The organism is Halohasta sp. A2, from assembly GCF_056175805.1.
In genome coordinates, this window is the sequence record NZ_JAQFWV010000090.1 from 1 (window position 1) to 12,024 (window position 12,024).

A 12,024-nucleotide genomic window follows, 5' to 3' on the forward strand; every position below is an offset into this window, starting at 1 on the left:
TATGTCCCGATCTCGAAGTCGTCAGCAATAGACTCGCTATCGACTGCGTCGAGTAGCAAGTAAAATTCAGCTCCAACTGTAGATCGAGGAGTACTATCTGCTCGTGTACCCATCGGTTGGATGTGATTGACTCACAGCAAATTTAAATACTCGAAATGGGACAGATTTCTTTGTCACTCACACCAATAGTGAGTATGTAGGTTGCATCCGTCTCGAGGACCTAAATCAGGTGCACTTCGGCGTCAAACGCCTCAGCAAGCCCAAGTCCATTACAACCGCTCCTTCCGCCATAGAACTCCCATCTGTCGTTATCAATACTTTGTCAATCATGGCGTCTCTTCTGACAGTATCATTGCTATACTCGGTACTTCCCAACCGGCTTGAGAGCTGAAGCTAAAACGTAGCTTTCATCAGGATGATGTCTGGTTGAGCGAATGTGTTCAAGATCCCACAACCAGACGGTTGTCTTTCAGCTACAGAGGTCAAAGAACTAGCGGAAGATTTTATTCGACGGCTCCCGCTGCCGGGAATCGAGGGCTCGCCCCTCGATCCCGGCAAGATCTGGCCTGTCGTCACCCTTGCAGCAGTTAACCAGACTTCTGTCTGGGAAACCTGCAAAGACAACGATAACGCTCCCTGTGACGACACTGTCATGGATTGGCTCCATACTCTCAACCGAGAATGGCTAGAGCGGATTGCTAACGACCTTCTCAAGGAGATGGCAATGACGATGCTCGACCCTGACCGGTCGAGGATCGTCTCCATTGATTTCGTCGATAACCCCTACCATGGAACGTACAGCGATGTGAGCGGCGAGCTCTGTCGAATGGCAGCCAAAGACGGTACAACAACGTGTCACCGCTACTGCACAGCATATCTCGTCTTAAACGGGAACCCAGTGACGCTGGCAACAACGTACGTGTGAAGCGATGAGCAAGAGGCCGATGCGGTCGAGCGTGTCCTCGACCGCATCGAGGCCTATTCCTTCGAGATAGACCTTCTATTGGCTGATCGCGGCTTCTACAACGAACGCATCCTGCGTCGGTCACGTGACATTGCTGCGACTGTCATTCCCGTCCAAAAGAAGGGCAACGCATGAAGAAGAAGCTAGACACGCACTGTTCGTACATGACGACCTATCGGATGTACAAAGACTGCAAGCGGGAACTGAAATTCCCGCTTGCAGTCGCTGTCTCCTACCAAGCCGGAGATCGTGGCAAAAGCGGAGAGATCGTTCGAGGCTATGTGGCGTGCGATCTGGCTGATCGCACGCCCAAACAGGTCGAACGGCTCTACCGGAAACGCTCGGCGATTGAGACCAGTTATCGTGTTTTCCGCCAAGCACGGGTGGTAACAACGACTCAGGATCCAATCGTCCGCTTTGCGTTTGTCCTAGTTGGATTCTTGCTGGAAAATCTCTGGCTCGTGCTTCGATGGGCGGTCGTCGCCCGCCCACGGCGGGGCGGGCGCGACCTACCCGAAGAGTTCACGTTCAAAACCTTCTCTGACTGGATCAGACACGCCTTAGAGGAGGAATTAGAGCGGAGTTGGGAGATAGAAATGAACGGCGTCGGTGTACCAGAAGCGTACTCACCGGCCGCGGGCTGAGTCAGCCCGCGGCCTCGGTAAGCGCCTCCTGAGCTACAGCACCCGTCTCTGACGGCTAGATGAGTTCTTTCCGCTTGGTTCTCTTGATCAGTGAACTCTATTCCACTCTTCACAGAGCAATCACGAAGCGTTTGATCCAATGAAGCGTGACTCAGCACAGCTCACGAAGCAGCATTCGGGAAGTACCGATACTAGAAAATATAACTTTGGCATCCCAATGTCTTTTTCATCTGTGGTTTCAGCTGGACATTTCTCGAAGATAGATTGCAAAGGCAAGAAACGTGAGAATAGTGCCAGCAAAAAAGTAGTCTCCCGCTATAACAAGCAGGAGAGTTGCGACGAGAAAAATAACGATGAGAACTGCAGCGAACGTTGCGACGAACTCTGACATGCATGACACACTGTTAGGATGACTAATATATGTGTCGTTGATATTGAATAAATTACTCAAAAAGTATGCAGTCAATCGATACAGGATTGTATAGGATCTTATCGAATTCAAAATGACTGTTTTAAAACCTTTTGTGGCTCTTATTCGACCGACAGGAATTTTATTGGTAGTCATTGGTATACGTTAGTATGGAGTATCACGAAGCAGTTAATCGATTAGAGCGGCTCAAGCGGCTTCGTCCCGAGATGGGGACCGATACGACCGCTGGCCTGCTTGCAGATCTCGGCGACCCGCAGGAAAATTTCGACGCCGTGCAGATAGCCGGCTCCAACGGTAAAGGGAGTACGGCACGTATACTTGACCGCATCTTACGAGAATCGGGTCTCACTGTGGGCTGTTACACCTCCCCGGATTTGAACGACAGACGGGAGCGGATTACCGTGCAGGGCCACAAAATTCCGAAACAGGATGTCATTAGATTCGTTGAAACAATCTGGCCCACCATCGTTAAAAGATCAGCTGAGGGTACTGCTCCCACGTTCTTCGAGGTATTTACGAGCTTAGCTCTCTGGCACTTTGCACGGAAAGATGTCGACATCGCGGTTCTCGAAGTCGGAATCGGCGGGCGCTACGACGCGACGAGCGTTGTCGACCCTGTCACGTCGGCAGTAACAAATGTGAGCCTTGAACACACCGATCTTCTTGGGTCAACGATCGAAGAAATCGCACGCGACAAGGCCCAGGTCGCACCAACAGATGGCCCGTTAGTAACGGGCGCTACCGGTGAGGCTCTGGAAACGATACGCGACGAAACAGCAGTCATCCGCGTCGGAACTGATCAAAATGATCTTAAAGCTGATTCCGACCGATCAGTTATTCATGACCTAGAGGAACCGGCACCAATAATACAGGCGACAGAGACTAAAATGGATTCTTCGATTCACTCATCAGTCTCCTTAGTTGGGCCCGACTGGGAAATACAAAGCGAGACCCCGTTGCTCGGCCAGCATCAGGCGATCAATGCGGGGATTGCAACCGCCCTAGCTAAGCAAATCGCCGATCCTACGGGCGAGGCGATCACAAGCGGAATTCGAAGTGTTCGCTGGCCGGGACGATTTGAAGTGATGGACAACTCACCACTGACGATTCTTGACGGAGCGCACAATCCAGACGCGTGTGCGAATCTTGTGTCCCTACTCGAGCGATTCGAGTACAATGAGTTATATCTCGTCTTTGGAGCCTTACGTGACAAAGATCACCAGCAGATGGCCCAGTCATTTTCGGCGGCTGATCAAGTGTTTCTCGCGCCACCAGACGTCCAGCGGGCTCAAGAAGTTGACACACTCAAATTAACGTTCGGCCAGGAGACTGATGCCGATATCAATCGGTTCAATTCGATCCCCGTAGCACTTGACCAAGCTCTGATGACAGCTAGCCCGTCGGATTGTGTACTTGTGACGGGATCGTTATCGACAGTTAGTGAGGCACGAGATCGCTGGACAAGAGCGTTCCGAACAGTAGAGACGCCGACTACAGGTCATGCTAAAACAGCTTTGCAAGACGCCGATGTACCCGAATCGGAACGACTGGAGCTATCGGATCGAATTGTTCACCGAACGATACGGTTTCGCGTACAACACGGCGAAGCAACGAAACTTCGGCGGCTCATGGAGTCGCTGGGTGGCAGCTGTGCAGTCTCTGGCACTAAACTAACCGATGAGCACGTCGAGGTTGTGCTCTCGGGGACGCTTAAGAACTTCAAAGATTTCACATCCCAGCTTCGAGGACGGTCGGTCGGTAGTCGCCACTTTGCCACACAACTGCTCAAATCTGTAGGGATCAATGCTAATGAATCCGTAGGCGAACACCCTTGGGACAATGGAACAGCGGTGATGGGAATTCTCAATGTAACGCCAGATTCGTTCCATGATGGAGGAGAGCACGAGGCAGTCCATGCAGCTGTCGATCGGGCCAAAGAAATGATCGACGCAGGGGCGGATATAATTGATATTGGTGGAGAATCGACTAGGCCGGGTGCTAAGCCAATTTCAGTGCAAACAGAGCGTGACCGTATCCTTCCGGTTCTCAAGCGTCTCAACGGTGTCGATACAACACTTTCGGTCGACACCCGAAAACCGTCTGTCGCCCGGGCAGCACTCGAAATCGGTGCCGATATGATAAATGACGTCACTGGTCTCACAGATGCGGCAATGCGACGTGTCATCGCTGATTACAACGTTCCTGCCGTGCTCATGCACAGCGTCTCTGCTCCAGTCAATTCGAACAGACAAGTCAGTTATGACAACGTTGTCGATGATGTCCTGAACCAACTCACCGAGCGCGTCCTCCTCGCCGAGCGAGCAGGAATCGACCGTTCGCAACTTATCGTAGATCCTGGTCTTGGCTTCGGCAAATCTGCCACCGAAAGTTTTGAATTACTTGACCGAATCCATGATTTCCGATCGCTCGGGACATCGGTTATGATCGGACATTCTCATAAGTCGATGTTCAAACAAACTGCTGGATCTGATGGTGACCGGTCTGCGGCGACAATAGCTGCGACCGCGCTTGCGGCAGAGCGTGGCGTCGACGTGATTCGTGTTCACGATGTTCCGCCGAACGTTGCTGCCATCGCCACTGCAACCCAAACCAACTCAGACATGTAAATAGCCCAGATATCAGTTCCCCTAATCTGGCAACGAAGAGTTACACTCCTACGCCAACTTTTAGCCATTGGATTGCTGAAGATAGAGACAGATAAGAACTTGATGTGTGTCTGGCTTTGTTACATAGATTTTGATAAAGTCACTTCATCCATATAGAAGTCTAATACATCACAATGAATTCCGGTACGTAGTTGAAGATAGAGCTCTTGCTGTTATAATAGTGTGTAGTATCATAGGTCAAGTTTCTTTATTGGGTATTGTGTACCTATTATCGTATGACACAGTGGAATGACTCACAAATCAAAGATGTGAGCGACGACATCACAAAGAAATCAAACGCACTTCCAGCGAAGTACTTTACTGAAGACAGCGTTTTCGAAATGGAGAAAGAGAAAGTGTTTGGTCAACACTGGGTATATGCAGGCCATGCCAACTGTATCACCGATTCTGGTGAATTTTTCACCCGAAACGTTGGTGATCGACAACTCATAATTGTTCGCGATCACGACGGCGAGATCAAAGCGTTTGATAATGTCTGTGCACACCGCGGGTCGAAAATGGTAGAGGATACGCCGATGACCGACCCAGGTAAGTCAAATCGGATTCGGTGCCCATACCATCTATGGACATACGATCTAGATGGTGAACTTCAAAGTACACCAAAAAGTTTCGAGGAAGCAAGTCTTAACCCAGATCTTGAAGACGAAGATGTACCAGAGTTTGATTGTAGCACAAACGGTCTCAACGATGTCCATGTTGACACCATTGGCCCACTCATCTTCGTGAATTTGGACGACGATCCGATGTCACTAGCTGAACAGGCTGGTGTGATGAAAGACCGTCTCGAGTCGTTCCCACTTGAGGAGTACGAACACGCTACCCGGATCGTCTCCGAAGTCGAATGTAACTGGAAAGTATTCTCTAGTAACTACTCTGAGTGTGATCACTGTCAAGCAAACCACCAAGATTGGATTAAGGGAATCTCACTCAACGAATCCGAACTCGAGGTCAATGATTACCATTGGGTGCTCCACTACACCCACGATGCAGAAGTCGATGACGAGCTACGTATCCATGACGAACATGAGGCACAATTCCACTACTTCTGGCCGAACTTCACTGTTAATATGTACGGCACTGCCGATGGGTACGGCACTTACATCATTGATCCGATCGATACCGATCGATTCCAACTTATCGCCGATTATTACTTCCGAGATGGTGAACTTAGCGAAGATGAGCGTGAGTTCGTCCGCACGAGCCGGCAACTCCAAGAAGAAGACTTTGAGCTAGTCGAACGCCAGTGGCAGGGACTCAAAACCGGAGCACTCGCACAGGCTCAACTTGGCCCAAACGAACATACTGTTCATCGCTTCCACCAACTCGCTCAAGAAGCCTACAACTCATAGCTGGAACGAAGTCTGTTGGCTGATCAACCCGATATAAAATGAAAATATGAATACAGATAATCGCTCTTCGACAAAGTCTCAGACTACATACGTCGCTATTTGTCCAGAGTGCGACGTCACACACCAGACAGATGCTCCAAACGAAATCATTGAGTTCCATCGCCGTCACAATCGCGTGACTGGACATAGCGTTGTGTTCGAAAGCGCACAACTAGATCTCAATGAAGAAGTCATAGGCACAAACGTGAAAAATATAGTCTCGCAACTCCAAGATAAGTATGGAAATGGGGTACCCATCGGTATCATTGCGGCCATTCTGAACGAACAAGCCGTGTCAATTGATGAGACACTGGATAATATTCGCGAGGCTCGGATGACAGGTGGTATGTATGAACCACGAGACGACCACTTATGTACGTTTTAGTGTATAATATGATATAGAGCTTAATCTAATCTATATTCCTGTTACGTTAATTCTGAAGCACTAAGAGTGAGACATAAAATTTCTCAGGCAGTCCAATGTGGCCATTCAAAAATGATAAAACGTCTTTCGTGACTACAAGACGTTTCCAATCACTATAATGATCAGATGATACTAGAATAGCTCGTACTGCAGGTATGAAGTCCAGCAATTTTCAATACGCTTCGTTCAACGGAGTATATTGTCTCTGATGATTGCCACATCAATCGAATCCGATAATTCTACACTGTGTACTATCAACCACTTACGTGCCGCTGATTAACAGATCCACTCCTGCAGAACGTGTTTTGACGATTACTCACAGCCTAATATTATCCTAACAACGATATCCTTATTTATCTTGAAAAAGATACTTATTTGTGGTTAAATCTATACCGCTGGCGACAGCAACGCAAATCATTGACGCAGCTGAATCGAAAGCTGAAGAGATCGGAAATCCAATGGTAATCACAGTGGCTAACAGCGAGGGAAACCTCATTGCTCAACACCGAATGGATGGTGCGTGGCTCGCATCAGTCAGTATCTCGAGAAACAAGGCATATACGTCGGCCGCACTTGATATGCCAACTCATGAACTCGCTGAACCAACCCAACCTGGCAACTCGCTATATGGCCTTGACACTCGAGACGAGGGTCGTATAGTCGTCTTTGGTGGAGGTTACCCACTTGAAGCCGACGGCGAGGTTATTGGGGCATTCGGTGTCTCTGGTGGTGCCGTCTCACAAGACCGCGAAGTTGCAGAGGCTGGTGTCGACAAATGGAACCAACTCGTCGAAGAAGACGCTGTTGAGCTCTGTCACGACTGAGTTCGGGCATAATTATCTGCTTGACTCATTTTATCAGTTCTATTTTTGATTTGGGAACGAGTTCTGTCCAAAATTCACAACTCAGAGCGATCACAGGATTCCAAAAGAGAGTAGAGAATCATAATTATCAACTGTATTGAATCAGTAGACTGCGTCGGGTTAGGTCGCCAAATCAAAGGAGCTGAAGCGGAGAGATTCGGTTGCGTATAACACAAATCTCCCGCTTCATTAGCGAGATTGTCCCGATTTCTCAAAGAATTACTGGCGATAGAGACGAATCCGCCGCCCCGGAAGGTGGCGGCGGATTCGCCGACTACGCCCTCGTTTCTCTCCATTGTCTACGGATTTACCTCAACACATCCTACCGGATGACGATTGACCTTCTGAAGGAGATGCCGCAAATAACGGGGGAAATCGGCCTTGACGCGGCTGATCTCTCCGCCACATCCATGTTGTGTAAGTCGTTCGACCGGATCTATATGAGTGTCTGCCGAGTGCTACTGCATCAGTCAGCGCAGTTGCAAGACCCGTCGAAACACGGTGCTATCGACGCTACATTCGAACGCTCAGCTGCGAGCCGACACTACTGCCAGCGAATCAGCTACCACGTACAGATGTTGAAAGTCACGAAAATCGTGGATACAGACTCTCAAGCCGTCCTTGATATTCATTGTTCAACAAACCCCAAAGGAAGCGATGCAGACCTCATCGAACAGATCGCCCGCCGGAGTGCGGACGATCTGCGGTCTCTCGCTACAGGCAAGGGATAGGATAAGCAATCGCTCCACAAATCTCTCGATAATCTTGGGATTCGCCCGCTCATAAAACATCGTATCTTCGCACTCTACGGCCACGCGCACAACGCCAGAATCGACGAATAGAACTACAATCAGCGCTCGATGACCGAAGTGGTGAAATCGACAGTCAAGCGCTCGCTCGGCTTGAGTGGTCTGTACCACTTTTGAATGCTTGAGTACTCGTCCATTGAGCGATTAGTCTCCGCTGGCCTGTTGCTGACACCAGACTGTTCAAGGGTTATGCCAACCACTCTCGCCGTGCGAGCGCGATCTTGGTTCCGTGAGTTCCGAGAAATCGCGCTGATGTGTGTCGTCTATAACATCAAGCGTGTTATGAAACAGTGAATTCTACTGCTGTATAGCGATTCAACACAGTCCAATTATCTATCTGAGAAGTTAATTCCTAACATAATATAATCGGAATTTTATTATTTGTGTATACGCACCGGAAGGCATATCATTTATGACTAAGTGGATAGTCTGAATACGGTTATTTTGTTTTGAAAATATCTAAAACTGGCAAGTACGTGCACGGTTGTTCAAATACTCAATATAAAATTAATACTATACATTTTGGCGTGTATGGTGTTCCCTCCTCGAAACCGCAGCTAAGTATGTCTTGATTCGACATGTCTACTTAGATTATAGATTCTATCTAGTCTGATTGTTTCGGATTTGTAACAGCTAACTGTTGATTAATCATACTCGTTGTGATTCTGGAGCAAACGCTGTATGAATCTTTCGACGAAAATCTGATTCGACAACCCACAGGCTAACGCAAGCTAAATACTAGTATTATGGTATTATTTAACATCTCTTTAGACTCATTTTTAGTACTCTAAGTGGTTTGTTTTGTGTTTCACGCTTGTGGATGTCTAGTGTCATTAGCAACTAAACTGGCGTACTGAGTGCGAATAAAACGATTCGCATTCTATATCGAATTCACTGCGAACAATGACACCCACCACTACGAAGCAGTTCTCCGATGGAGTAATCAGACCCACAGTGCGGACAGATAGTACGCACGTCAACAAGAACGTCATAACCATCGTGGTTGAGGTGGTCAGCTGATTCCAGTGAGGAAATCACAGATTCAGACACAGCTGTAACCCGGCCTTGGAGTTTCTCAATCGCTTGGACCTTTGGTTCAACAGGATTCGTTTCTGTTTCGGGGAGACTTGCCTCGCGGTCTTTTTTGAGAAACGTATGGATTGCTTGATGTGACACGAAGTCGCTACTGAGGCTATCTGGATCGATGCCTTCACGCTCTATACGTCGCTCCGCACGAGTTCTTTCAGATCCAGATCCATGCTTGAGTGCCTCATATGTCCCATTGACCTCAAAATTCATCGGAGAAATTCCCTCTTCTTGAAGGGCCGTCTTAAGTACTGCCTGGTTGAATTCGTCAGCAAGATCACGCAGACTGGTTCGTTCCTCATCCTCACCAATCCAGGCAGCTTCTATATGTGCACCCATTCCCTCCAGAGCGTGCTTCTCAATGACTTGCGCCACCTTGGTACGTCGCCCACTGGACTTATTTGGCATATTCGGTTATACATGCTGAAGCATTACAAGCTTAATGATGTAATCTTTAGGCCCTTAGCCGTGGATTGTATCTCACCCGAAAGTTTAGCTGATGTTCTCAACGTAGCTGTACGTATCTGGAAGGCTAGCAGCGTCCTCTGGAAGCAGCGCGGCGACAAGATACTCTGCTCGATCACGGAAGTAATCGACGACGCTAGCGATACGCTTGGCGTCGATAGCCTCCAGGGAGTCCAGAATGATGAACGGTACCACCTCATCTACATCATGGACGAGATAGCCAGCGAGCGCGAAGACAAGGCCCGTCACTTCTCGCTCACTCTCTGAGAGGTGTTCGATCGTATCCTCGTATGTAGCTTCATCAGCTGCAGTCCGAATAATGTGGAGGTCAAACAGGGTTCGAGTCACTTTCCGACGTCCTTCACGAACATCTGTCTCACGTCGCTCGATCCAGATTCGCTCAAGATTGTCATACTCGAGGAGATTCAGCACCGTCTCCATATGTTCGTTGAACGACTCAACTGCATCCTTCTCGATACGGTCGACTCGGGTCCGGAGTTCGGTTAGCCGATCCGAGAGTTCTTTACGATCTTGCTTGAGAGATTCCCGCTCTTTGATCACTGCTTCACGTTCTTCGATATCTGCGTCAATATCTTCGATTTCTTGTTTAAGCCTCTCAATACGGAGTTCGATACCGTTCACTTCGCGATGTAACTCGAGTACCTCATCGTGATCTTCTATTTCGATCGACTCGGCCTCGGCTTCGAACTCCTCGACGTTTGATTCTTTCTGTTCTACCGCAGCTTTGAGATTATCAATTCGGTCCCGTGTGGATTCAATTTCTGATTCAACCTCCGACAGCCGCCGCTCAGAACGCTCTCGTTCAAGCTTTTCCTGCTTCAACTCAGACTGACGATCGTTTAATTTGGTTATCTTTGTTCGAATCTCGTTTCGCTCATCGAGTTTCGCCGACCTGATATCACGAAGCTGATCCAGCGTGGTCTCAATCTGTTCGGTATCAACTTCAGACCCACATGTCCAACAAACGGTTTCGTCGCCGGCTGTTAGTGCTGCTGTAGGATCACTTGATGTTGTGTCATTGGTTAGAGCATCGTCAATGCCCAGACTTTTGCCGTCGAGCGTCTTTTCATTAAAACTAATGACGCTTCCAAGCTGGTTGATAGTGTCGCCTAAAGAGCGCTTACGTTGGCGTAGCTCATCGAGACGTCCCGTAATTTGATCGAGATTCTCCTCAGGTTCACCTGATTTGGCACATGTTTCTCTGAGGTCTTCGCGCTCGTTTTCGAGTTCTGATAGCGACGAGCGTTCAGTTTCGAGATCAAAGTTGAGGTCTTCCAACACAGATCGTGCGTCGCGAACCCGTTGGAACGCATCCTCAAGTTCCTGCTTTCGACTATGACTTTCTTCGACACCAACATCAAGTTCATCGAGTTGCTTTCGGACGGATTGCAATTCCTCACGTGCCGTTTCGAGTTCTTCTTGCTTCTCTCGACAGTCAGCTTCCAGTCCAGGGAGTTCTCGTTCGAGTTCGTCAAGCTGCTTGATTTCTGTCTCCAGGTCGTCACGCTTCTGTCTGCACGCTTTTATCTCTGCCTCGATACCGTCTGTGTCGATTGGTTGCATAATAATCTCTTGAAGACTGTCACCTCGAGCGACAGCTTGGCGTGCTGCATTACTCTCAAGTAAAAACGCAAACAGGTCCGCCAGTTCTGGGTCGTCAAGATACGGATTTCCATCAAATACGACTGTCCCATTTCGGCGAGTGAGCGTTCGAGTGTAAGTCTCATCACCAAGTTCAACAGTGACAGATCCCTCATCAGCGTCACCCTTCAGTGAACTTCGCTTGCTTCCGAGTCCGGTCATTAATGCTTGCAAAAAAGAGGTACGGTTCGTCGCATTGCGCCCTGCCAAGATAGAGACACCTGGCTGAATAGCAATCTCAGCTTCGTCAATTCCACCGATGTTTTGAACATTGACACGAGCAATAGATTCTGAAAGTTGATTTTTCGCCATAGATAGTATATGGCCCATTATCAATTTAAGTCTGTCCTATATACTGCTCTGTTGAATAGATGCTGAGCCACGGTTACAGAGGTTCACACAGTGGTTCTATGTTGATGATGGCGAACATCAGGACAATTTCACGGAACTGCCGATACCAGCCCAGCGCTCGCACGGCATGAGTGGTCAGCGTAACTTTTGAATATCGGTGAGGAACTTTTTGATCCAACCATTCGCAAATCCAAGACGTTGAGAGAGATCTAAGAATGTGTCAGTGACAAACTGTTTGAAATGCTCTTGAT

The 12,024-nt window shown here is 48.5% G+C and carries 7 protein-coding genes and 4 pseudogenes; 7 read left to right on the plus strand and 4 right to left on the minus strand.

The window, feature by feature from the left end:
- Positions 1 to 436: 436 nt before the first annotated feature.
- A pseudogene (locus O2S87_RS16580) lies at positions 437 to 1,608 on the plus strand (ISH3 family transposase).
- A gap of 238 nt (positions 1,609 to 1,846) precedes the next feature.
- On the opposite strand, the gene O2S87_RS16585 reads toward O2S87_RS16580, so the two are convergent.
- Entirely contained in the window at positions 1,847 to 1,999 is a 153-nt protein-coding gene (locus tag O2S87_RS16585; RefSeq protein WP_475409879.1) for a hypothetical protein, read from the minus strand.
- Positions 2,000 to 2,187: 188 nt separating this feature from the next.
- Between O2S87_RS16585 and folP the strand changes: the two genes are divergently transcribed.
- The 6 genes and pseudogenes from folP to O2S87_RS16615 form a co-directional block, all read left to right on the plus strand.
- Positions 2,188 to 4,665, plus strand: a complete 2,478-nt coding sequence (gene folP / locus O2S87_RS16590) for a dihydropteroate synthase (RefSeq protein ID WP_475409880.1) — start codon at positions 2,188 to 2,190, stop codon at positions 4,663 to 4,665.
- A gap of 275 nt (positions 4,666 to 4,940) precedes the next feature.
- The gene (locus tag O2S87_RS16595; RefSeq protein ID WP_475409881.1) at positions 4,941 to 6,074 is read left to right on the plus strand and encodes an aromatic ring-hydroxylating oxygenase subunit alpha; all 1,134 of its coding nucleotides are present in this window, start codon (positions 4,941 to 4,943) and stop codon (positions 6,072 to 6,074) included.
- A 46-nt stretch (positions 6,075 to 6,120) separates the two neighbouring features.
- Positions 6,121 to 6,498 (plus strand): hypothetical protein, encoded by a 378-nt coding sequence (locus O2S87_RS16600; RefSeq protein ID WP_475409882.1) that lies wholly within the window; start codon positions 6,121 to 6,123, stop codon positions 6,496 to 6,498.
- A 416-nt stretch (positions 6,499 to 6,914) separates the two neighbouring features.
- A complete protein-coding gene (locus O2S87_RS16605; protein ID WP_475409883.1) occupies positions 6,915 to 7,361 on the plus strand; it encodes a GlcG/HbpS family heme-binding protein in 447 nt (148 codons plus the stop codon).
- A 206-nt stretch (positions 7,362 to 7,567) separates the two neighbouring features.
- A pseudogene (locus O2S87_RS16610) lies at positions 7,568 to 8,302 on the plus strand (IS5 family transposase); the annotation flags it as partial.
- 108 nt (positions 8,303 to 8,410) lie between these two features.
- Positions 8,411 to 8,503 (plus strand): annotated as a pseudogene (locus tag O2S87_RS16615) (IS5/IS1182 family transposase); the annotation flags it as partial.
- Between the two features lie 597 nt (positions 8,504 to 9,100).
- On the opposite strand, the gene rdfA reads toward O2S87_RS16615, so the two are convergent.
- The 3 genes and pseudogenes from rdfA to O2S87_RS16630 all read right to left on the minus strand — a co-directional run.
- Entirely contained in the window at positions 9,101 to 9,703 is a 603-nt protein-coding gene (gene rdfA, locus O2S87_RS16620; RefSeq protein WP_475409884.1) for a rod-determining factor RdfA, read from the minus strand.
- A gap of 84 nt (positions 9,704 to 9,787) precedes the next feature.
- Positions 9,788 to 11,734 (minus strand): archaea-specific SMC-related protein, encoded by a 1,947-nt coding sequence (locus O2S87_RS16625; RefSeq protein ID WP_475409885.1) that lies wholly within the window; start codon positions 11,732 to 11,734, stop codon positions 9,788 to 9,790.
- 73 nt (positions 11,735 to 11,807) lie between these two features.
- A pseudogene (locus tag O2S87_RS16630) lies at positions 11,808 to 11,900 on the minus strand (IS5/IS1182 family transposase); the annotation flags it as partial.
- Positions 11,901 to 12,024: the final 124 nt, after the last annotated feature.